Origin of the sequence: Candidatus Manganitrophus noduliformans, assembly GCF_012184425.1 — a bacterium.
GTDB lineage: Bacteria > Nitrospirota > Nitrospiria > SBBL01 > Manganitrophaceae > Manganitrophus > Manganitrophus noduliformans.
Genome location: NZ_VTOW01000008.1, coordinates 1 through 22,048, shown reverse-complemented (window position 1 = coordinate 22,048; position 22,048 = coordinate 1). Strand labels below are relative to the sequence as shown.

Sequence of the window (22,048 nt, the reverse complement as noted above, 5' to 3'; positions counted from 1 at the left end):
TTTAAGGAGCGATTGCCGCTTCCACCGCATAGTTCCAGGGCTGGGTCGCCCCATGCGGCATGATGACCACGCCGGTAGGGAGGCGGGAAGGTAGGCGTTGGCGGTTTTTTTCAGCCATAGAAGCACATTCGGATGAGGGAGGATCTCCTCCCCGTCGTATGCGACGTCCAGCTCTTTGACTTTCTCGCCGAGCCATCGGGTGAGCGACATGTGGCTGTCGAATTTCGGGCCGATCAAAAAGGGGACCACAATCGTCTTCCCTTTCTTGGCCGCCGTCCGGATGATCAGGTCATCGACCTCTTTGTTCTTCTTCTCCCGCAATCCCGCTTCCGCATCCCGGTCGTAGTAGACCCCGACCTGGGTTTCTTTAAAGGACCGGTACCGCTTTACATAGTCGACCAGACGCACCAGATCGGCGCGGAGGGAGTGCTCGCTTTTCTCGTCCATCCCCCCGATCCCAACGACCCACCAGACGTTCCTCTTCCGGATTCCGGCTCAGGCGCTCGATCCGGTCAAGGAGGATCTGCGCCGTCAGAGGGCTCTCCCGCATCGGGGCGGCCCAGCGGATCGCCCTGCCTGAGGCATAGGCCGGAAGGTGCGGCACCACCTTTTGGAAGATCGGGTCGGCGGGGGAAAAGAAGAGGGGGATAGCGACGATCTTAGTCACTCCGACCTCTTTCAGTTCATCGACCGCCCGCTTCAGATAAGCCGAATACCCGCTTTCGATCCCGTTGTAATCCCGGCCTGCCAAGGCGAGGGCTGATGGATAGCTCTTCTTGAACGCTCCAAAGAGCGCCTCAATCTCGCGGTTTCCCAAGAAGCCCCGGTCGGGGGCCACCAGAAGAAAACCGGTCTTCTCCCCGGACTTCCCCTCCGCGAAGGTCCACGGAAGCGCGACGAATAAAAACGCCATGAATAGAGAAAAAAGGTCTTCATTTTCTCCTCCTGTTTCCGATCCCGATTCGGAATACTTTCCACCACCCAGAAAGGACATGCGACAGGCCGGACGCGAGTCCCTCTTACCTTCCTTCCCCGGCACAAGGGCCATCTGCGGCGCCGGGGCGGTGAGATACAGCGTCACGGCATCGATTCGAATGTGATAGGCCCCGCAGCGGCATTGTCCTATGACGCAGTGGCGCGTCGAGGTCAGGACTTCTTCTCGATAGGGTGTCTGTCCTCCGGTCCTCTCTCCCTCTACCCGGGCCGATTGAGGAGGCCGGGAGGAGATCGGACATCAAAAGCGTCTCCCGCCTATCTCCCATCGCCAAAAAAAACGCCCGGACCGACGATGCATCCGGGCGTGGGATTTAAAATCTCGAGCCTCCGTGCGAAATCTGCAATACCGACTGATAAAATTGAGAATGATTCTCAATATCTAAAATATACTACGCCTGTCCTTCTGTTTTTGTCAAGCCCTTTTTTCGTTAAAAAGCTGGCGGGAGCACCGGGAAACCGGATAAACCGGGGAGATAAGGTACAATTTCTATATTGCAAATATTAGGGAATCTCCATCGAACCAAACGATCTCTTGATGTGAATGAAGCAGTGTCTGATTAAAAATCTTAACCATGAATATTTTTTGAAATGAAGATTTCAATGGCTGTCTTGATGACTCATGCTTATCCGGTTGTTTAAGCAAGCTGCGATAGACGGTATCTGCCGAAACCTCCCAACTACCATTGACCACAAGATATTGTGGTCGGCTGAAACAACTGGATAAGCATATGATGACTAAACGCTGGACTCCATTCAGTCTATAATACGATCACAGGTATATGCTAAGGATGGCGCAGACCCCGATCAATGCTGGCTCCCAATTCTATTGCTTTCTGCTGTTTCAGTAAACGGCTGGAGCTTCCTGATTTGACAGAACGCAATATTTAAGCTATAAACGCATTGTTTGAGGATTGACGATGCCTGACCGATTAAAAAAACGTATTGCACTGCTGATGGTAACCTTCCTGGTTTTACTCTCCGGAATCGGTTTTTTTGATGAGTTCAGGTTTCTCGGCGATATTTCCGGAAAGGCCGATCAAGTAGTTGAGCAGTCGATCTCCTCGCCTGCAGATCAGGCCATCTATCTCTCAGATGACCTACCGGGATCGCTTACTCTCTCCGGCTTTATGATTGTGATGGAGATATCCCCTTTACCCCCGTTGCAACTCACTTCCTTTTTATTCTGCAAAGAATCGAAGCGCAATAGCCATCCGAGTACAATTAAGCTTTTTCAGCTTCTTTCCACCTACCGAATTTAGTCTTCCAATTTCAATAATCACTCCCTGATCCGTCACACCACTTTATTCTCTTTTTAAAAAACGCCTACGACTATATGGCAATTTCCCGATCGCCCATTGGTTTAACCATTTCTTAAGGAGCAAAATGGATAGAGTAACTGATTCTTTGGCTTTCAACCGTAGAGGGATCATCGGTCTCCTATTGTTATTGCCCATCAGCGCAGTGCTCTCTTTTAGCAAGCCGTTGATCGTAGAAGACAGCTTCCTCGATCTTGCTATGGACGGCCTTGCATGGATTTTATTTTATATCTATGTCACCTTTCGTTTATGGGCAACCCTCTATGTAGGCGGGAGAAAAAATATAGAACTCCAGACCGAAGGGCCGTATTCCATCACCCGAAATCCCCTATATCTTGGGAGTCTTTGTTTTGCACTCTCGATGGCATGTTTTTTAAAGAGCGTCTCTTTATTACTGACGATCTTACTTATCTGGATCTTCTATTCCAAAGGGGTGATCAACGCGGAGGAGGAATATCTCGCCAGGAAATTCCCGGAGATTTTTAACCGATATCGTCAAGAGACACCGCGTCTACTTCCAATCCCCTCTCGCTATCGTAATGGGTCTTCAATCAAGGTGGACTTGAACGCACTCAAGTTCGAGGCAAAACGGTTGTGGGCTGCGGGATTGCTCCCTATAAGCGCGGAGTTGCTCATGCATTTGAGAATGGCCCCATGGTGGCCGCACTGGTTTTGGCTTCCTTAGGAGAGGTGAGGATGGAATTGATAATGAATCGGATCGCCGGAGTGTGCTTTCTCCGACGGCCAACTGGGTTCCCTTTTTTTCTCCGTTTATTTAGGAGGTGCTCATGAGCCGATCGGCGATTCTCTGTGTGCTGATTCTGTCCTTTGCCCGACCCGAATTTCTGTCAGCCCAGATGAGTGACAGGTCTTATACCCTGGAGGAAGTTCTCACAATCGCCGAAGCGAGGAACCCCTCGGTCGCCCTCTTTCAGGCTAACTTCGAATCCGCCCGGGGGGGGCTGCGCTCGGCGCAATCCTATCCAAATCCAGAATGGGAAACCTCCCTTGGAAAGGGGAAAGCTTTGGAAGCAGACGCTCGTTATGAGAGCGAGTACAGCCTGGGCATCAGCCAAATCTTGGAGTGGCCGGGCAAGCGGCTCTATCGGAAAAAAGCTGCGGAAGCCGAACTCGCCGTAGCGGGAGAGGATCTGCAAGATTTTCGGCTGGAACTCATCTCCCAGGTGAAAGAGGCCTTTTTCGGCGTGCTATTCTCCGAGCGCATCGCGCAGGTCTTGGCAGAAAACGAGCGGACGGCTGAGGAGATGGTCCGATCGACCCAGATGCGGGTTGAATCGGGGGAGGCTTCGGCGCTTGAACTAATTAAGGCACAAGTCGAATTCCTAAGGATTACCAAGGATCGCAGGAGGTCTGAGAGTCACGTCATCTTGGCCAAGGCCACGCTCAATGCTGTTTTAGGAGGGGCTTTGAAAGAAGGCTACAGGGTCAAAGGGGAGTTCGCGAGGTCGGACAAGCGATATGACCTAGCGGCGCTCATTGAAAGTGCGCAGGGCCGGCACCCTCTCATTCAGCGGCAGCGCAAAGCTGTGGAGGCGGCAGATGATGCGCTCTCGCGAGAGAGACAAGCTCGCGTTCCGGACCTGATCCTGAGGGGCTCTGTCACGGAGGAGATTGATAAGCGATCTTTTGCGATCGGTCTGGCAATCCCCTTTCCGCTGTTCTACCAGCGCCAGGGCGAAATCTCGCAAGCACAGGGCCGGAGAGCACAAGCGGTCGCCGAACTGGAGCGAGCTCGCCTGAATCTGACGAAGCGCATCACCGAGGCGTATCAAGAGTACCGGATGGCTCAGGCCCAGCTCGAGCTTTTGGAACAGGGGCTGCTCAGAGCGGCCGACGAAGCGCTGAAGATTGCCCGGCTCAGTTATGCGGAGGGAGAATCGGACCTGCTCAATCTGCTCGACAGCCAGCGGGCACAGCGATCGGTAGTCGTGGAATACCAGCAAGCGCAGTTCGAGCTTCAGGTAGCGCTCGCCCGGCTAGAGCGAGCGGCGGGAGGGCTGCCGTGACATTCAGGGAGTGGGTCGGGATTGTTCTGCTGGCGGCGATAGGGATGGGGTTGCCCTCGGGGTGTTCGAGAAGAGCGGAGTCGGAGAAAGGTATTGAGAAAAGGTCCGAGCGTCCGGGGAATGCATTGGCGAAAGAAGAAAGTGGGCTGATTCTCTTAAGCCCGGAATCCCAAGCCCTGGCAGAGATCAAAACCGAAGAAGTCATGCCCCGTCATCTGAGTATTGAGCTGGAGGCCTCCGGAACGATCCAGGTCAATGAAAACAGGTTGACTCGCGTCGGATCGCGCATCCCCGGCCGGGTGATCGAGGTGGCGGCCGGACTGGGCGATTATGTGAGGAGCGGAGACAGCCTGGCTACCGTTGACAGCCCGGAATTGGGACAGGCTCAATCCGAATATCTCACCGTCCGGGCAAAGCTGCTCGTCGCCAAGAATGCCTATGAGCGCGCCAGACGCCTCGTGGAGGGAAAGGTCATCAGCACCGGCGAATTCCAGCGGCGCGAGGGGGAGTATCGGGCCATCCAGGCGGAGGGCCAAGCCTCACAAGCTCGGCTCCAGCTGCTGGGAATGACTCATGAAGAGATGAGAGCGCTAGAAAGTCAGAACACGATTCGCTCTCAGGTCGTCATCCCTTCTCCCCTCTCCGGGACCGTCATCGGACGGGATGTGACCCGCGGAGAGATGGTGGAGCCGGCCAGAACCCTCTTTACCATTGCCGATCTTTCGACCCTTTGGGGGATCGCCGGTATTCCGGAAAAAGATCTCTCAACAATCAAAAAGGGCCTCCTGACGGAGGTCTCGGTGCCGGCTTATCCTCAAGAGCGATTCAAAGGAAAGATCACCTATCTCTCCGATATCATCGATCCCTCCACCCGGACGCTGAAAGTAAGAATCGAAGTGGAGAATCTGAGAGGGAAACTGAAGCCGGAGATGTTCGCTTCCTTCCTCATCCTAACGGAGAAGACGGAAGAGAAACTAGTGATACAGGAATCGGCGGTCCAGAGGGAAGGCGCCCGAACGATTGTTTTTGTAGCACACGAGGGAGGGAGCTTTGAGAAGCGCGTGGTTGGATTGGGGCGGAGGAGTCAAGACTACTATGAAGTCGCCTCCGGTTTATACCCTGGAGAAAAAGTTGTGATAAAGGGAGCCTTTGCCCTCAAGTCGGAAACCTTCAAGGACCAGATGGAGGCCGATTGAGATGATCGACCGCTTGATTGAATCTGCGCTGCGCCAACGGATCGTGATTCTGGTTGGCGCGTTGCTCCTGGTCGTCTTGGGCCTCTATGCTTTCCGTGTCCTCCCGATCGACGCCTTTCCGGACGTGACCAATATTCAGGTTCAGGTAATCACGGAGGCGCCGGGCCGCTCTCCCATTGAGGTGGAGCAACTCTTCACCTATCCGATTGAAGTTCAGATGACGGGCCTTCCGAAGCTTTCTGAACTTCGGTCGCTCTCGAAGTTCGGCCTCTCGGTGGTGACCGTGGTCTTTGAGGATAATGTCGATCTTTACTTCGCCAGACAGCTTGTGTTGGAGAGACTCATTGAAGCGAAGGAGAAGCTTCCGGCCGGCGCGGAGCCGACAATGGGGCCGATTTCCACCGGTTTGGGGGAGATCTATCAGTACACATTGGAAAGGCCTTCCGGAGGGGAGCACCCTTCCGACCCCGAAGCGGATCTGATGGAGCTCAGAACGATCGAGGATTGGATCGTCCGGCCGATTCTCAAGACGGTCCCCGGTGTTACCGATGTCAACGCCTTCGGCGGGTTTGTCAAAGAGTACCAGGTCTTGGTCGATCCCGACCGGCTCAGAAAATATGACCTCACCCTGCGAGAGGTGTTCGAGAGCGTGGCGCGGAACAATACCAATGCCGGAGGCAACGTTATGGAACGCTCCTCTGAGCGTTTTCTGATCCGGGGGGTCGGCCTGATCAAAGAGCTACAGGATATCCGCGACATTGTCGTTAAGGCCGAGAAGGGCACGCCGACCTTCGTGAAAGACGTGGCCGAAGTCAGGGTCGGACCGGCGGTCAGGGAAGGCGCTCTGGTCAAAGACGGAAAAGGGGAGGGAGTTGCCGGGATCGTGATGATGATCCGCGGCGGCAGTGGAATGGAGGTTGTCGCCGGAGTCAAAAAGAAGGTGGAGGAAATCAATCGGAACAAAATCCTCCCGGGCGGGGTGACGATCAAGCCCTTCTACGACCGGACCGATCTGGTTGAGAAAAGCGTTCACACCGTCACGCGCGCACTGGAGGAAGGGGCGATTTTGTTGGCCATCGTGCTTTATCTGTTTTTGCGGAATCTCCGAGGGGCGCTGGTGGTGGCGCTGACCCTGCCGCTGGCGGTCCTCTCCACATTCATCGTGATGTGGAAGACAGGCCTCTCCGCAAATCTGATGTCGCTCGGAGGCTTGGCGATCTCGCTCGGGATGATCGTCGATGCCGCGATCATTCAGGTTGAAAATGTTCAGAGGCATCTTTCGGAGCATCCGGAAGGGAAACCAAACAAATTACAGATAGTTCTGCGGGCGATCTTGGAGGTTCGAAAGCCGAGCCTCTTCGGAGAATTGATCATCGCGATCACCTTCATTCCGATTATAACCTTGCAGGGAATGGAGGGAAAGATGTTCGCCCCCTTGGCGTTCACCGTGGTGATCGCGCTTCTCTCCTCCCTTCTGCTCTCGATGTCGGTGATCCCGGTTTTTTGTTTCTTATTCCTGAAAAAGGGAGAAGAGACGGAGAGCTTCCTCGTCCGGGGGGCAAATAGAATCTATCTGCCGCTCTTGAGCTGGTCGCTGCGGCATCGAATTGGGATTCTCTCCGGTGCGATCTTTTTGTTGGCCGGAAGCGTGGCGCTGGTTCCATTCCTCGGAACCGAATTTATCCCCTCTTTGGATGAGGGCTCGTTGAGTCCCGCGGTGATCCGTCTTCCCAGCGTCTCTTTGCCGGAATCGATTGAGATGGAAAAGAAGGTCCAGCAGGTGCTGCTGAAATTTCCGGAGGCCGAGACGATCGTCTCGAAGCTCGGAGCGGCGGAAATCGCCACCGATCCGCAGGGGCCGAATCTCAGCGATCCGATTCTGATTCTCAAACCGAGAAACCAGTGGAAGAGCGCTCGGACCAAAAAGGAGCTGGTTGAGAAGATGCGGGAGGCGCTTGATCAAATTCCCGGGATCTCCTACAGCATCTCTCAACCGATTGCGATGCGGGTCGATGAATTGATTTCGGGGATCAAATCCCAGGTTGCAATTAAGGTCTTCGGCGATGATCTGGACCTTCTAGAAGCGAAGGCCGAAGAGATCGCCCGGGTAATCTCCAAGGTTCGCGGAGTCGCCGATCTGCGGGTGGAGCAGACCGCCGGCCAGCCCTACATGACAATCGAGATTGACCGGAGGAAGATCGCGCGATACGGCATCAATGTCGCCGACATTCAGGAAATCATCGAGACCGCCATCGGCGGAAAGAAGGCGACGGAAGTTTTTGAAGGGGAGCGACGGTTTGGTCTGGTCGTGCGATTCCCGGAGGATAAGCGAAACAGCCTGGAGGCGATCAGCGCGATCCTCGTCAGCAGTCCGAGCGGCGCTCGGATTCCGCTGGCGGAGTTGACCAAACTCTCTATCGTGGACGGCCCGGCGCAGATCAGCCGCGAGAATAGCAAGCGGAGGATCGTCGTGGAATTCAATGTGGAGGGGAGAGATATCGGAAGCCTGGTTTCGGAAAGTCAGAGACTCATTCGCGAGAAGGTTAACCTGCCGGAGGGATATTACCTCGCCTGGGGCGGGGCGTTTGAGAATCAACAGCGGGCGATGAAACGGCTGATGATCATTGTCCCTCTTGTCATGGGTCTGATCTTTTTTCTGCTTTTTATGACCTTTAACTCTCTTCATCACGCCGCGCTCATTATCCTGAATCTTCCGTTCGCGTTGATCGGTGGAATTTTGGGGCTCCTCCTCTCCGGGTTTTATCTGTCGGTGCCGGCTTCCGTCGGATTTATTTCACTCTTCGGAGTCGCGGTCTTAAACGGGGTCGTCTTGGTCACCTATATGAATCAGCTTGCGGAAGAGGGGCTTCCGCTCCGGGAGGCGATCTTAAAAGGATGCGAGCGGCGGCTTCGCCCGGTGCTGATGACTGCCTCGGTCGCCATCCTGGGGCTGATTCCGATGCTCTTTGCAACAGGACCGGGTTCGGAGATTCAGAAGCCGCTGGCCACGGTCGTCATCGGCGGCCTGATCTCTTCGACCCTTTTAACTTTATTGGTCCTCCCAACCCTCTATGATTGGCTGGAAGGGCATCACGGGAGAAAAGAGGTGTCAAGCATTGAGGAGGAATCCCATCTCTGAGTTGTTCCGTATCGGATTGATTGAATAGGGATTTTTAAAATGCCGAAGAAAAACCCTCCTGCGGGCGGGTCTTTAGAGCGTGAGAAGAATCCGATGCCATGGCATGCCCTCGCTTCGGAGGAGGTGGCGGGGCACTTCGAAGTCGATCCTCATCTGGGGCTTAGTGAATCGGAGGCGTGCGAGCGCCTTGCCCGGTATGGACCCAATCGTCTCCTCGAAGAGCGGCGAGAGCCTCTCTGGGAGGTCCTTTTGGAAGAGATCCGCGAGCCGATGATCCTTCTTCTTCTCGCTACAGGCGTCCTCTACGCTCTCTGGGGCGGATTGACCGACGCGCTCACGATCTTTTTCGTAATCCTGGCCCTTGTCGGGGTAGAAATCTTCAACGAGCGGCGCGCGGAGAAGGCGATCGCCGCGTTGGGCAAACTGGCCGAACCGACGGCTTCCGTTTGCCGAGGGAGGAATCCCCTTGAAATTTCTTCTGAAGAGATCGTACCGGGGGATCTGATTCTCCTTCGGGCCGGGCAGCGGGTCCCGGCCGGTGCGCGCATCATCAGGGCCTTTGGCTTGGCGGCGGATGAATCGGCGCTGACGGGGGAGTCGGCTCCTGTGGAAAAAGAAGCCGATCTCCTCCTACCAGAAGCCACCCCCCTCGCAGAGCGTCGCAACCTTGTCTTTGCGGGGACGATGATCACACGCGGTCGGGGGACCGCCATCGCGGTGGCGACCGGGATAGCGGCCGAGCTGGGCCGCGTCGCCCGCATGACCCGAGCGGTAAAGCCTCTCCGCACCCCGCTTCAGCAGGCGATGAATGAGATGACCCGCTGGATGGTCTGGCTCGCCTTCGGGTTCAGCCTGGCCGTGCCGCTATTCGGATGGCTGCTGGCGGGACAATCTCTGAGACAGATGCTCTTGACCGGCCTCTCCCTGGTCTTCGCGACGATTCCGGAAGAGATGCCGATTATCATTTCGATGGTTCTGGCCCTCGGCGCTTATCGTCTCTCCAAACGGCGGGCCATCGTCCGGAAGCTGCGCGCGGTTGAAACGCTGGGGGCCGTCACCGTCATCGCCGCCGACAAGACCGGCACCCTGACGGAGAACCGGATGAAAGGTCAGCCGATTCCATCCGGAATCGATGCGCCGGAAAATATTGGAAGTGGGCGCGCTTTGCAACGATGTAATTGAAAAGGATAGGGCGCTGACCGGAGATCCCCTGGAGGTCGCCTTGGTCCAGGCGGCGCGCGAGGAGGAACTCGACTTGGGGGTCTTGCGCAGGACCCATGCCTTGCGAAACGAATTTACTTTCGATAACCACCGGAAGAGAATGTCGGTGGTCTGCGGTGAAAACGATGCCTTCTGGATCGGCGTCAAGGGAGCGCCGGAGGCGATCCTGGAGCGCTCCATTCATCAGGCGACGGAAGGAAGCGAGCGCCCTTTGACCGAGGCCGATCGGCAGGCCTTCCTGAACGCGGCGGCGAGGATGGCGGCCGCGGGACTGCGCGTCATCGGCTTCGCCGAGAAGAGGGAGGAGAGGATTCCGCTTTCCCAGGACGAAGCGGAATCCGGTCTTATCTTCATCGGCCTGGCGGGGCTGGCCGATCCTCCGCGGCTCGAGGCAAAGGGGGCGATCGAAGCCTGCCGGAGAGCCGGCATTCGCCTTGTGATGATGACCGGGGACCATCCCTTGACCGCGCGTGCCATCGCCGGTCAGGTCGGATTCGATGCCGATGCCCAACTCCTGACCGGACCGGAAATCGATTTACTTTCCGCCGACGAACTACGAGAGAAGATCGGCGAGGTCTCCCTCTACACGGGCATCAGCCCAGAGCACAAGCTTCGGATCGTGGAGGCCTTCCGCGAGCGAGGGGAGCGGGTGGCCGTCACCGGAGATGGAATCAACGATGCGCCGGCGCTCGCCGCCGCCAACATTGGAGTCGCCATGGGAGAGACCGGAACCGACGTCGCCCGAGAGGCGGCCGATGTTGTTTTGTCGGATGACAACTTCGCCACGATCGTTCATGCGATCGAGGAGGGGCGCACTCTCTTCGCCAACCTCAAGAAAGGGGTCCGCTATTATCTCGCCTGCAAAGTGGCCCTTATCTCGATCACCCTCGTCCCTGTCCTTCTGCGCGTTCCGGCCCCCTTCGCTCCGATCCAGATCATTCTGATGGAGCTCTTCATGGATCTGGCCGCGTCGGCAACCTTCGTGACGGAGCTGGCCGAGGCGAATCTGATGACGCTTCCACCCCGCGACCCCAAAGCCCCCTTTATGGATCGGGCGATGATTGGAAGTATCCTCATCCCGGCCGCGGGACTCTTCGCCGCCGTCTCCATCTGTTACCTCGCCTCCTGGTATGGAGGCGCTGAGACGGTTCGAGCCCAGACTGTTGCCTTCGTGACCTGGCTTCTAGGGCATCTCTTCCTGGCGCTCAACCTTCGGACCGAGCGGGAGCCGCTCCTGCGTTTGGGCCTCTTTACCAACCGGTCGATGAACGGATGGGTCGCTGCGACAGCCGCCTTCATCCTGATCACAACACTGGTCCCGGCAGCCCGCTTGGTCTTCAGGACGGCACCGCTCAGCGCAAGCGATTGGCTGCTGGCCATCGGCACGGCAGCAATAGGCACCTTTTGGATTGAGCTCTTTAAGTGGTTTGCAATGGGAAGGGATCGGGATGGAAAACAGAATCATTGAACTCCTCCAACCCCACCTCCAGCATTGGGGATATTATCTTATTCTGCTGATGACCTTTCTGGAGACCTCGGTCTTTCTCGGCTTGCTGGTACCCGGGGAGAGCGTGGTTGTGATCGCGGGACTTCTTGCGTCCCGCGGTCTCCTCGACCTGAAGGGGGTCATCGCCGCGGCCTCTCTCGGCGCCGTCCTGGGAGACAGCGTCGGATACCTCATCGGCGATCGGCTTGGAGAGAGATTCCTCCTCAAATACGGAAAATATTTTCTTATAAAAAAGGACGCGCAGGAGGAGGCGAAACAGTTCTTCCAACGCCATGGTGGCAAGGTTGTCTTCCTGGGGAGGTTCATGGCATGGCTGAGGGCTTTCGCCCCAGCCCTTGCAGGGATCTCCAAAATGTCCTATCCGTGGTTTCTGCTCTTTAACCTCTCCGGTGGAATCGCTTGGGCAGCTACCTTCTCTCTGATTGGGTACTTCGTCGGAAGCAGTTGGGAGGTAATCCGAAGATACTTCGGTCTTCTGGGTCTGCTGATCTTTATCCTCGGAGTCATGGCCTTTTATTTCTACTCTCTTCTCACCAAAGAGAAACGGCTTCTTCAAGAGAAGATCCGCTTGATTGATCGTGCCTTCTCCTCCCAAATGCCAAGGACATCAGATTTCATTAAAGGCCGTTTCCGGACCGGGCCGTGGTACGGATTGAATCTCACAATCGGATTGGTCTCCCTGCTCCTTGCGATCCTCTCTTTCGGGGAAATTGTCGATGCCCTAACCGATCAGGAAACACTTTTTTACCTCGACTTCCGGATACAAAGGATCGTGGAGAGGATCACAACCCCCTCTCTCACCAGATGGATGGTGGATATCACCAATTATGGAGGAATCTATCTGACCGCAGGTGTCGCCCTCTTTCTTTTCATCTTTCTTCTAAAAAGAAGGAATGGATGGGATCTGCTTTCTTTGTTTCTCGCAGCCGGAGTCGGTGGTGTGATTCTGGGCCTTATGAAATTGCTTTTCCATAGATCACGTCCCATCCCGCAGGAAATCAATACGAAAGGATTTGGTTTCCCGAGTGGACACGCCTTTATGGCGATAACGGTATACGGATTTCTCGTTTATATCACCTGGAAGGAAGCGAAAAACACCGCCATCAGACTGACCGTGACCGCTTTCGCCTTTCTCGTGATACTCCTGGTTGGATTCAGCCGGATTTATCTCAATGTGCATTGGCTCACCGATGTGCTCGGGGGCTATGCGGCAGGGGCCACAATGCTGATTATCGCTATCCTGATAATCAATACGTTGAAATCTGCTATATGATCGAGACGACCGCCACTTTAAACCGAAAGCACAGTGGCGGCCCGGCATAACCTGGGAAGAGCTGATCACGTAGTCCGTTATCCGGCATTGCTATCCCATCCCTCATCGCATTCAATTCCAGACCGAAGATCGATTTTCCCTGTGCAGGGTTTATATTGACTTTACCGAAATATTGAGGTATTTTTAAGGATGTTCAGAAGTACTATGGAAAGACTTCTAAAAGGTAAATACTTGAATGAAAGCAAAACTGACCGAGGACATCATTCCCGTAACCGATTTTCGCACCAATGCAGCCGAGCTGCTCGAGAAGATCAAAAAAACCCGTCGCCCGTTGATCCTTACTCAGCGGGGCCGGTCCGCCGCAGTCGTCGAGGATATGAGGGAGTATGAGGATCGACTCGAGCGCTTGGAACTGCTGGAAGCGATCGTCCGTGGGCTTCAAGCGGCCGAGCGAGGCGAAGTGGTCTCGCACGAGGATGCGATGCGGCGACTGGATTCGCTGCTAAATGGCTAAGCGGCCTCACGCCATTGCCTGGACGAATCCTGCACTTCAGAACTTATTGGAAATTGCGCAATATATCCAAGCCGACAATCCTGCCGCTGCCAGAAAGCTCGTCAAGCAGATCAAAACAAAGGTGTCCCGCCTGGCTCGGTTTCCGAACTCAGGCCGCTTCGTGCCGGAATTTCCGTCCTCGGGTCTCCGCGAGTTGATCGTAGAGAACTACCGTATCATTTACAGGATCCTACCCGGAAAATCAACGGTCCAGATCCTTACCGTACGGCACGGTGCAAGGTCCTTTACTCTCCCGAAGCCCTTACCCGTTGAAAGAGCGCGTCCTGACGATGATAAATAAAGCATCGGATTTATCCCGACACCTGATTTCGTCGCTTCCGCTTAACACTCACGGATTTATTTAGAAAAATCCGATCCCCCTAAATTGGGATTTCAAAGGCACCCCAAGGATATTTTCTCTGGGAGCAGAACTCTCGTCAAAGCTGAAAGATCCCTCCTATGGCGCTCTGTCCGGGAGATGGATCGCGATGTCTTCAATATTTCGGCAAGGGTTCCGCACATTTTTTATTGCATATCCTTATATGGAATTGTAGAATAACCCCACTTAGATTCCTTCACAGATTGCTTATCCCAAGCATCAGCGGCTTAATCGATGCCTTCTCTGAATCCAGGGAGAAATGTGTGCTCCAACAGCATCTGCACAAACCGGTTCGGAATGAGATGGACCATCCTCTAAACGCGGATGAGACGCTTCTTCATTATTTCGGCCAGCGGGCCTATCAAATCGTGATAACAGCAATCAGGCAGACCAAAGGAGGCACATGCGGGTCGATCGGCCGCTACTATTTGCAGGCCCTCCCCTATTTAGAGGGCATCGATTGGATGATCCGCTACGGCGAAATTGATCCCAGGACGAGGGAACAGGCGAAGGTAGGAATGAGCGGGTTTATCAAAATCCTGGAGCAATTCGACCGGGATCACGGCTTTGAAGATCGGATCGTTCATCTTCAATAGAACAAAATGAGAGGACATATGGGTCTAACGAAAGAGCGAATGCTGATGGGATTCGTGGTCGTTCAAGCAGTTGTCATTCTATTTCTTATTCATAAGACGATCTCGCTTCGGAATGAAAACCCCTCTCTCCGGACAGCGGGTGAATATTTCAAGAAAGCGTATGAAGAAATTTCCGATGAGGGGGATGCCTCCATTCGGTCCCTTCTCGATGAAAGGGAGAGTCTACTCCGCGAACTCTCCGTCACGAAGGAGGTTGCAAGGGAATACGGAATCAAATTGGCTGGTTCTCGACCTTGATCCAGGCAGGAAATCGCTCGTATGTTGTACCGGAGTCTCGATGTATTCCGATGAAACAGAAGGCCCACTCGCGCGATTGGAATTGACCAAGGCGCACCTTATTTCACTTGTCCAATCAGGCTTCAGAAACGATTCCTCAGGAGAGAGTAGGATCTTCGATGAGGATTATCAGTCGATCCTCACCTGCATTTCAGAGATCGAGGGTTTGCTTGAGACTGCACCGATCGATTCAGAAAAGAGAGAATTGGGCCGGACTGCTCTCAGGAGCGTCAAAGAGATTCTTCTAAATGCTAGACCTGTTCATGGACAATCTACTGGATGAACCCTGGCTGGGTATGGCTTTCGTTAAAATTCCCCTCTGTTAAATCCATTTTTATTCGCCTTCCATAATGATCCCCACCGGAATTATCTTCAGTCTTATCTTACCCCCTACATAACGCTTCATTCTTCCCCTCCTCCGCTCACCCGTGCACTCTGAAACGTTTAGAAATTCCCGATGACTCCACAAAGGGGAGCACCAAGATGAAGTGGCGGCTAAAAAGGTCCGAGTCGCTGAAGAGGAAGCCGATGCTTCCAGACTAGATGCGGCAGCAATCATCATGCACTATCTTCCTCCAGCCACCCTGAGTTTGCCTACGGTCGGCGAGGAGTGCTTCGAGCGAATGCTGTATGGCGGGCCAGTCCTGAAGCTTGGAGATCGTCACATGAGCGCTCAAAGCATATTTGCCCGAAGTAAGTGTCCAGACGTGCAGGTTGTGCACCTCGTCGACTCCTTCAACGGAGACCATCGCCTTTCCAACTTCTCCTAAATCGATATGTTCAGGAGCCGCCTCCATGAGAATATTGACCGCCTGTTTGAGCAGGCTCCAGGTACGGGGGAGGATGAACAGACCGATCCCGACACTGATGATCGGATCGGCCAGGTACCAGCCGGTGGTGAGCATCACGATCGCAGCGATGATGACTCCGATTGAGCTGAGCATGTCGCTGAGGACCTCCAGGTAAGCCCCTTTCAGATTCAGGCTCTCTTTGGAGCCGGCGTGCAGGAGGCGCATGCCGATGAGATTGACAATCAGCCCCACGACCGCCACCGCCATCATCGGAAGCGCCAAAATGGGAGGAGGGGCGATCAAGCGCTGGTAGGCTTCATACAGAATATAAAATGAAATGAAGATCAGGATGACGGCGTTGACCAGCGCGGACAAGATCTCGATACGATAATAGCCGTAGCTCTTCTGAGGTGTCGGAGGGCATTCGGCGAACCACATGGCAAACAGCGCGATCGCCAGCCCCCCACGTCGGTCAGCAGATGGCCCGCATCGGCTAACAAGGCGAGGCTGAGGGTCCAAGGGCCGCCGATGACTTCTACCGCCAAATAACCGAAGGTCATGAAAAAGACGATAAGCATCCGCCTTCGATAGGCGGGTCGCCCGCTGATGCCGGTCTCAGCTCTTGTTGACATCACTCTCTCCTTATTTTCCCCTTTCCCCCGATCCATCGGAAGAGATAGAGGAGAATGAGGCCCCAGACAATGAAGAGAAACGCTCCTCCGAACGGAATGAAAAAAAATCTCTCGACCAGGCGGAACGCCTCGCTTCTGCCGTAGAAAGGGAGAGCAAAGACCATCGTCAGCCACCCGAACGGGTAGAGGAGGCCAAGGCAGATCAGGCCAAGCAGCATCCTTTCGGCCTTGGGGGAAAGGGCCATGTTGGTGACGATCAGACCGAGGACGAAGACGACCAGCGCCAGCCCGTGGGCATGAAGGTGGAAGGTGTGAACCCTCGCCAGCGCCTCTGTTTCGACATTCTCCAGAACGGTCCGGTCGATGTCGCCGACGCCGGTGAGACCATGGACCTGGAGACGCTCCCGCGCGGCCCCGCCGATCGCCTTTTTAATCGGTTGCGGGTAGCCTCCCAGCAGCGCCCCCGCCAGCTCCCCGAAACCGAAGAGGAGGAGGCAGAAAAATACAACCCAAGCGGGGGGCAGCCTGACCATTTTTCCCTCCGTTCTCATTATCGCACAAACTGCCCTGATCCGTCCCTCGCTGGCGTCATCGAGGGAAGATCGAGGTGAAATGCGGTTTGCACTCCTGTGACCAACTCTTTCTGAAGCGCCGCGAATTCATCGAACTTTCCATCTTCCAGGCGGTAGAGCATCCGGTCGAGCAGACGGTCCAGCCGCTGCTCCTCGACTGGATTTTTTGAGGCGAGGGCCGGTTCCAAAAGGTAGGAGAAATAATTTCTCCCCAGCCAGAAGATCGTCTCCTGGGCCTCCTGGTTGGCGGTCTTTTTGTCGAAGGTCGATCGAAGGGCCTCGAACTTCTCCAGCATCAGAAGAAAGGCAATCTCCTGAATCGCCTTTTGAAGAGCTGGGGCATCCTCTTTCTTCAGGGCTTCTTCCAGAGAAACCTTCAGCCGGGTTCCGAACCGCAGGTCGATCTGATCGGCCGTGTTCTTGAGCCCCGTCCCCTGCATCGACATCCCCATCCCCATGTCATGCGAGAAGTCCTCATAGACCGCGCGGATCTCCCGGATCGATTCCTTCTCCTTTCCGTTCTCTATCAGGAGAAGCACCCGCTTCATGTGGATCATTAAGGGGGTGACCTCCCCCACCACCTCGTGGGCCGAGAGATCTGTCGAGAGGAGACCGGCCAGGATCGCCGCCAATAACAGGATTTTCACTTTATGAATCTGAATCATGTCGAATTCCTCCGTTCAATTAAAAAGTTTGGAGACGCCGAACCGGACCCCGATGTCGGGGGAGCGATCGGTGAGCCCGATGGGAACCGCCAGCTTGAAGGCGAGGTTCTGGAGCGCAAAGAAGGTCTCGGTCTGAATCACCCCTATCACCTCCGGCGCCAGGGTCAGCTGCGTCCCACCCGAAGAACGGGTGAGGCCGTTTAATTCGGCCAAAACAATCAGCCGGTCCGGAATCACGCGGTACATCGGAGCGATATTGTAAGACCAGGTCGCCCAGTTGACGACCTCCTCCCCCTCGTTTTCGGTTTCAAGCTCGTAGCCCCCATTGAGATGGACCACCCATCGAGGATGGAGGTTTTTTGAGAGGATAAGAACCCCCTTGAGGGCATGCGCATTCCCTGCCAGCCCGACCGAGGGGGAGAACTCCGCCTCGAACGCGGCATCCGGCAGCTGCCCCGTCTCATCCAGAAACCGGTGCTTGACCCCGACTCCGATCTCCTCGATTCCGTTTTCTCTCGGAGCGCCTGTGGCTTCCTGACGAAGCACGATCTCCCCCTCCAGATTGAGCTGCGTTCTCTCCCCTAGGCCGATCTCGAACTCGATGGGCAAAAGCGCTGTGCTGCTCGTGCCGCCGTCCGCTTTCCTTGCATACTCATAATTGAGCTGCCCGAACATCCTCCCGCGGGGGGGCGTCGCCGCAATCTCTGTCCCGAGCGGCTCCAGAATATGTGCCGCCAACGCTTCCCTGGCCAGTGCAATCGATAACGTCAGAAGATAAAGAACAATCGCCGTCCTCTTCATCAAGATTCCTCCGGTTGTGATCGTTATGTCCGTTGGACGCAGCGATGCAGAAGCTTCCTACACGCAATGCCGACGGAACGGTTCAATCGCTATCAACCGAGGAAGAGGGAGGAGGACGGATATGAAAGGAAAAAACGGGAGGCCGGCTGAAGAAATGCCGGGTTAAAACAACCAGCGTTTCAGGAGAAGGATAGAAACGCTCGGTCGGATCTTTCTCCACTGAATCGACAAAAGTGGAGGCGCTGCACATCCAGGCACAGATGGAGCTGGCATGCCGGGCGGCATGATCGGCGCTCTCCTCATGGTTCAGGGAATGCCCTTCCGCCCGGATCGTCATCAATCCGATAGAGAGAAGAAAAAGGAGGGCAAGGCAGAGGGCCGTTTGTTTGAATTCCCTTCGTCTCATCGCGACTATCCCCTCAGCCATCCCGGAGGCGCACCGGCCTTGCGCGCCTCTTCCGGCAGGACTTTCATTCAACATCCGCTCCCTTCCCGGACCTGCCCCTTGTAGGTTTCCATCTCCCGCAGAATTTCCCGCTTCTCCCGCTCCCGCGCCCGGAGCGAGGGGTTCATCGGGATCGTGTTCAACCGCTCCCCCGCGCGGGCGAGCTGTTGCGCTGCCTTATTTTTCCTCTCTCTCCACTTTCCCGCTCGTTTCCGCCACCATTCCCGGGTGCGGCCTCGGAAATCGACTTCCTCCGGATGTTTGATCGGTCGCTCTAGTCGGTTTGTGAGGGAGGGGGCGTTGTTCCCCGGTCTCTCGTCCTCTTTGGGCAAGATGATCTCCTTGGCGCGGTCGCGGTATTTCTCTGGAACATTTTTCAGGTCATTGTCATGTTGACGGCCCCTTCTTCATCTTCCCACTGATAAAATCGGGCCAGCGCAGGCGATCCCCTGTTGAGTGCCGGTGACGAGGAAACAACTCGCCGATCCGAATCTCGCGGGAGCGACCTTCGCGGTAAGCATCACAATCAGACCGACGAGCAGAATAACGTTCCATAGAACTATCCGACGCATGAGGACTCCTTTTCAGTAATTCCAGATCGCGTCGAGTAAGACACAGCCGAGCATGATCGCACAGCCGGTCTTTACATAATCGGCGTTCCGGAATGGATGTGGTTTGAGGAAATAATTAGGCGTGCAAAAACGGAGGAGGTCGGATGACGTCCGCGCAAAGCAGTTGTATTCCGGAAAAGACCGCCATTCGGGTAATCGGCTGCTCACAAGAAAGAGTTGATTTCCGGTCGAACGCCTGCTCCGGCGTATGGCTGAAGCTCGAAGCCGCGCACATCCAGGTGCAGATGAAGGAGGCATGCTGCTTGGCATGGTTTTCATGCGCCTCATGGTCGAGGGCATGTCCCTCGGCCCGGACCATGATGAAGCCGGTCGAGAAAAGATAAACCAGCGTGAAGAGAACGGTAGTACGTTTAATCCACGCGTTAGAAAAGGTGATCAAGTTTATACCCTTGTCTCAGAGCAAAACCGAAGCGATTCCAGAAACATCATTAAAATACTTCACTTCACTCAGCATGACATAATGGGAAAAAAGATCATTCAGATCTTAAGACAGTGGTGTCCCAACGTTTTGACCATCGGGGCTTTAAAACCCTTGATTAGCAATGGTGCTATAGTTTCCAGATTTGGTCTCGATTTCAACTTGATTCAGAAAATCGCTTCCATAGAAAACAATGACTTACGTTCGAAAAACGTCGAATTTTAGAAACGTTGGGACACTACTGATCTTAAGACTAAAAATACTTAGAGAGGAGGCGCTCGGCTGTGGAGTCTGAGCAGGGCGGGTTGCAGGACAAACGGCTTCCTAAGGGAAACGAGCATCCCAATAAGGAGCAAGAAGAAGATCAAGGGAAGGGTTTTGGGCTGATTGGCGACGTTGCTCGTGCAGGCGAGGAGACAGAAGGGAGTATGTAAAACCGTTCTGCCATGATGGTGGTGATGGGTCTGACCTGTTGGCGGATCAAAGGAGCAAAGGGTTCCAAGGATCAAGGCCGTTAAATAACATACCACGAGGAAGAGGAAGACCATCTTTTTAGAAATAAGATGAAACATGCTCCCATTAATACTGCTATTGTACTTTGTTGTCAAGGTAAAATGAAAAAGGGGGTCGACCTTGGTAGGATGTGGCCATCACAAACTCATCCAACCGTACGAGAAGGACTCCCATGCATTACGTTGGTATAGATTACCATAAGAAGTACAGCCACATCACAATCGTGAATCCAGAGGGTAAGGTAATGCGATCGCGACGCTTGGCGAATGATCCAAAAGCCTTTGAGGCCGCCTTTTAGGAAATCGGTGGACCCCACCATGCGGTGCTGGAAGCCCAGGTAGCCTCGGTGACCCTGGCCCATCCGCTGAAGGTGCGTGCGATTGCGGAGGCAAAGGTGAAGACCGATCGAATCGATTCCGAAATCCTGGCCCAACTTCTGCGTGCAGACCTGATTCCGGCCGCTTATATCCCGGGAAAAGAAACCCGCGCCTCTAAAGAGATGATCCGGCAGAGGGTCTTTCTGGTACGCACGCGCACCCGCCTCAAAAATCGTATTCACGTGCTTCTGGATCGGCTGCATGTTCCGCTCCCCGTGGTCAGCGACCTCTTCGGGAAAAAGGGTGTCAGCTACCTCAAGCAGCTGAAGCTTGCTGGGGTGGATCAGGAGTTGTTGCGGGAGGACTTGGAGCTTCTGGAGGCGCTTAATCAATTGATCAAGGAGGCAGAAGGGGAAATCAACCGTCTGCTCTCTTCGGATGCGCGGGTGCAGCTGCTTGCAACGGTTCCAGGTCTGGGGGCCCATCCTGGCCGCGGTGGTGGCCCTCGAGATCGACGATATTGAGCGCTTTCCTCATTCGGCGAAGCTTGCGGCCTACGCCGGTTTGGTTCCCTCGACCTATTCTTCGGGAGGCAAAACCTATCATGGGCATTTGTTGCGGATGACCAATAAGTGGTTGAAATGGGCCCTGGTGGAAGCCGTCTGGACGTCGATCCGACACTCGGCCTACTGCCGTCTTTTCTTTGACGATCGCAAACGTCGTAAGGGCCCGAACACGGCCATTGTTGCCCTGGCCCGGCGCTTGAGTGAGATCGTCTGGCATGTGTTGAAGGAAAAACGGGTTTATGAGGAAAGACCTTGTCGACCCCAAATGGGTCTTCCTCACAAAAAGGTTGCCCCCGCTACTCTCACAAAAAACTAGCCTTCGGGGCTCTTGTCCAGGATAGAGAGCGGGGGATCGGACAGTTACAGTGTGTGACGGAAGGTCACGAAGAAAAGGACAGTTTATAGGACGATTTGACTTCATTGTCAAGACTTTTTTGTACGTTCTGTCAAGCCAAAGTAGAAATGTCCTAATCCTACCAAGATAGAAATGTCCGGTTTTAGGATAACGAAGCGCAGGGCTCTTTTTTTCTTTCGCAGCCAGGGATGTTTTTTCCAAGGATGCTGCGGTGATGGTTTGGTCCTGGGCCTCTGCGAGGGTGATTTCGGTGTTTCGTGGGCCCTCAGCGGCCGGGTGGTAATCTGCCGATACCGAAGCCGCCGCTCCTGATGGGTGATCCGCATCGATCCGTCCAGCCGCTCTTCGACGGTCACCCGTTGCGCCCGAAGGTTATCTTCAATCTGATAGAGCTTTCGGTCATGGCCACGGTAAAGTCACGGCGCAATGTATGCTCTGTCTTGATGCATAAGATTTGATCTAGAACCCGAAGATCCGGACGGGGCCGGTGCAGATTGGCCTCTTGAGCCGGTTTGACCGAAAACCGCCGGTTGTAGATCGGCAGATACTCCAAAAGAAATCGGTTCGCCGCCTCGATGCTTGAGATCCCGGCCAGGCGCATCTCTTTCACTAGACGGTCTTGGAAGGTCTTAAAGTGCAAGTACTACGATTTAATCTGACAATATGGTAAGGTCTTTGGATCTCATCCCGAGAGTGGGAGAAAGGAGTCAAGGACATGAGTAAGGATCAAAAGATCATCAAGACGAAGGTGGGATTACTGGAGCTGGCCAAGCAGTTAGGGAATGTCTCACAGGCCTGTAAG

Annotated in this window: 23 protein-coding genes and 1 pseudogene; 15 read left to right on the top strand and 9 right to left on the bottom strand. The window is 54.7% G+C overall.

Translation table 11 applies throughout. The features are described 5' to 3' along the window. Positions 1–367: 367 nt before the first annotated feature. Positions 368–913: a sirohydrochlorin chelatase family protein gene (locus MNODULE_RS22680; protein WP_168063486.1), complete on the bottom strand. Its 546-nt coding sequence runs from the start codon at positions 911–913 to the stop codon at positions 368–370. Between the two features lie 1,000 nt (positions 914–1,913). On the opposite strand from MNODULE_RS22680, the gene MNODULE_RS22675 reads away from it, so the two are divergent. The 13 genes and pseudogenes from MNODULE_RS22675 (at position 1,914) to MNODULE_RS22620 (ending at position 14,500) form a co-directional block, all read left to right on the top strand. Beyond that, a complete protein-coding gene (locus MNODULE_RS22675; protein ID WP_168063485.1) occupies positions 1,914–2,255 on the top strand; it encodes a hypothetical protein in 342 nt (113 codons plus the stop codon). Between the two features lie 124 nt (positions 2,256–2,379). Then, the gene (locus MNODULE_RS22670; protein WP_168063484.1) at positions 2,380–2,997 is read left to right on the top strand and encodes a methyltransferase family protein; all 618 of its coding nucleotides are present in this window, start codon (positions 2,380–2,382) and stop codon (positions 2,995–2,997) included. A 103-nt stretch (positions 2,998–3,100) separates the two neighbouring features. Beyond that, entirely contained in the window at positions 3,101–4,339 is a 1,239-nt protein-coding gene (locus tag MNODULE_RS22665) for a TolC family protein (RefSeq protein WP_168063483.1), read from the top strand. A gap of 125 nt (positions 4,340–4,464) precedes the next feature. After that, complete coding sequence (locus tag MNODULE_RS22660; protein ID WP_238339717.1) at positions 4,465–5,535, top strand: efflux RND transporter periplasmic adaptor subunit; 1,071 nt, start codon at positions 4,465–4,467, stop codon at positions 5,533–5,535. A 1-nt stretch (position 5,536) separates the two neighbouring features. Further along, on the top strand, positions 5,537–8,674 hold the full coding sequence (locus tag MNODULE_RS22655; RefSeq protein WP_168063481.1) for an efflux RND transporter permease subunit: 3,138 nt from the start codon (positions 5,537–5,539) through the stop codon (positions 8,672–8,674). Positions 8,675–8,767: 93 nt separating this feature from the next. Next, a complete protein-coding gene (locus MNODULE_RS22650) occupies positions 8,768–9,856 on the top strand; it encodes an HAD-IC family P-type ATPase (protein WP_168063480.1) in 1,089 nt (362 codons plus the stop codon). Next, positions 9,807–11,363 carry a cation-translocating P-type ATPase gene (locus MNODULE_RS22645; RefSeq protein WP_168063479.1) on the top strand — a complete coding sequence of 519 codons (1,557 nt, stop codon included), beginning with the start codon at positions 9,807–9,809 and terminating at the stop codon, positions 11,361–11,363. The genes MNODULE_RS22650 and MNODULE_RS22645 overlap by 50 nt, the downstream gene beginning before the upstream one ends. Further along, a pseudogene (locus MNODULE_RS25575) lies at positions 11,344–11,772 on the top strand (DedA family protein); the annotation flags it as partial. The gene MNODULE_RS22645 and the pseudogene MNODULE_RS25575, both read left to right, overlap by 20 nt. A 198-nt stretch (positions 11,773–11,970) precedes the next feature. Further along, the gene (locus MNODULE_RS24905; protein ID WP_238339715.1) at positions 11,971–12,675 is read left to right on the top strand and encodes a phosphatase PAP2 family protein; all 705 of its coding nucleotides are present in this window, start codon (positions 11,971–11,973) and stop codon (positions 12,673–12,675) included. Positions 12,676–12,910: 235 nt separating this feature from the next. Further along, positions 12,911–13,189 (top strand): type II toxin-antitoxin system Phd/YefM family antitoxin, encoded by a 279-nt coding sequence (locus MNODULE_RS22635; protein WP_168063477.1) that lies wholly within the window; start codon positions 12,911–12,913, stop codon positions 13,187–13,189. Next, entirely contained in the window at positions 13,182–13,529 is a 348-nt protein-coding gene (locus tag MNODULE_RS25570) for a type II toxin-antitoxin system RelE/ParE family toxin (RefSeq protein ID WP_168063476.1), read from the top strand. Before MNODULE_RS22635 ends, MNODULE_RS25570 begins: the two co-directional genes overlap by 8 nt. Before the next feature lie 341 nt (positions 13,530–13,870). Further along, the gene (locus tag MNODULE_RS22625) at positions 13,871–14,203 is read left to right on the top strand and encodes a hypothetical protein (protein WP_168063475.1); all 333 of its coding nucleotides are present in this window, start codon (positions 13,871–13,873) and stop codon (positions 14,201–14,203) included. An 18-nt stretch (positions 14,204–14,221) separates the two neighbouring features. Next, positions 14,222–14,500: a hypothetical protein gene (locus MNODULE_RS22620; RefSeq protein ID WP_168063474.1), complete on the top strand. Its 279-nt coding sequence runs from the start codon at positions 14,222–14,224 to the stop codon at positions 14,498–14,500. Between the two features lie 578 nt (positions 14,501–15,078). On the opposite strand, the gene MNODULE_RS22615 is transcribed toward MNODULE_RS22620, so the two are convergent. From MNODULE_RS22615 to MNODULE_RS22585, 7 genes are all read right to left on the bottom strand, one after another. Next, positions 15,079–15,768 (bottom strand): cation diffusion facilitator family transporter, encoded by a 690-nt coding sequence (locus MNODULE_RS22615; RefSeq protein WP_202882324.1) that lies wholly within the window; start codon positions 15,766–15,768, stop codon positions 15,079–15,081. Between the two features lie 193 nt (positions 15,769–15,961). After that, positions 15,962–16,495 (bottom strand): hypothetical protein, encoded by a 534-nt coding sequence (locus MNODULE_RS22610; RefSeq protein WP_168063473.1) that lies wholly within the window; start codon positions 16,493–16,495, stop codon positions 15,962–15,964. 17 nt (positions 16,496–16,512) lie between these two features. Then, entirely contained in the window at positions 16,513–17,199 is a 687-nt protein-coding gene (locus tag MNODULE_RS22605) for a hypothetical protein (RefSeq protein WP_168063472.1), read from the bottom strand. Between the two features lie 15 nt (positions 17,200–17,214). After that, entirely contained in the window at positions 17,215–18,000 is a 786-nt protein-coding gene (locus MNODULE_RS22600) for a hypothetical protein (RefSeq protein ID WP_168063471.1), read from the bottom strand. An 82-nt stretch (positions 18,001–18,082) separates the two neighbouring features. Next, on the bottom strand, positions 18,083–18,406 hold the full coding sequence (locus MNODULE_RS22595; protein WP_168063470.1) for a hypothetical protein: 324 nt from the start codon (positions 18,404–18,406) through the stop codon (positions 18,083–18,085). A 68-nt stretch (positions 18,407–18,474) separates the two neighbouring features. Beyond that, positions 18,475–18,777 carry a hypothetical protein gene (locus tag MNODULE_RS22590; protein WP_168063469.1) on the bottom strand — a complete coding sequence of 101 codons (303 nt, stop codon included), beginning with the start codon at positions 18,775–18,777 and terminating at the stop codon, positions 18,475–18,477. Between the two features lie 355 nt (positions 18,778–19,132). After that, positions 19,133–19,456 (bottom strand): hypothetical protein, encoded by a 324-nt coding sequence (locus MNODULE_RS22585; RefSeq protein WP_168063468.1) that lies wholly within the window; start codon positions 19,454–19,456, stop codon positions 19,133–19,135. Between the two features lie 874 nt (positions 19,457–20,330). Here MNODULE_RS22585 and MNODULE_RS22580 point away from each other — a divergent pair. Next, complete coding sequence (locus tag MNODULE_RS22580; protein WP_168063467.1) at positions 20,331–20,849, top strand: IS110 family transposase; 519 nt, start codon at positions 20,331–20,333, stop codon at positions 20,847–20,849. Beyond that, complete coding sequence (locus MNODULE_RS22575; protein WP_320412506.1) at positions 20,824–21,207, top strand: transposase; 384 nt, start codon at positions 20,824–20,826, stop codon at positions 21,205–21,207. The genes MNODULE_RS22580 and MNODULE_RS22575 overlap by 26 nt, the downstream gene beginning before the upstream one ends. Before the next feature lie 391 nt (positions 21,208–21,598). Here the strand turns inward: MNODULE_RS22575 and MNODULE_RS25565 are convergent, their stop codons facing one another. Beyond that, complete coding sequence (locus MNODULE_RS25565; RefSeq protein WP_168063465.1) at positions 21,599–21,856, bottom strand: hypothetical protein; 258 nt, start codon at positions 21,854–21,856, stop codon at positions 21,599–21,601. Positions 21,857–22,048: the final 192 nt, after the last annotated feature.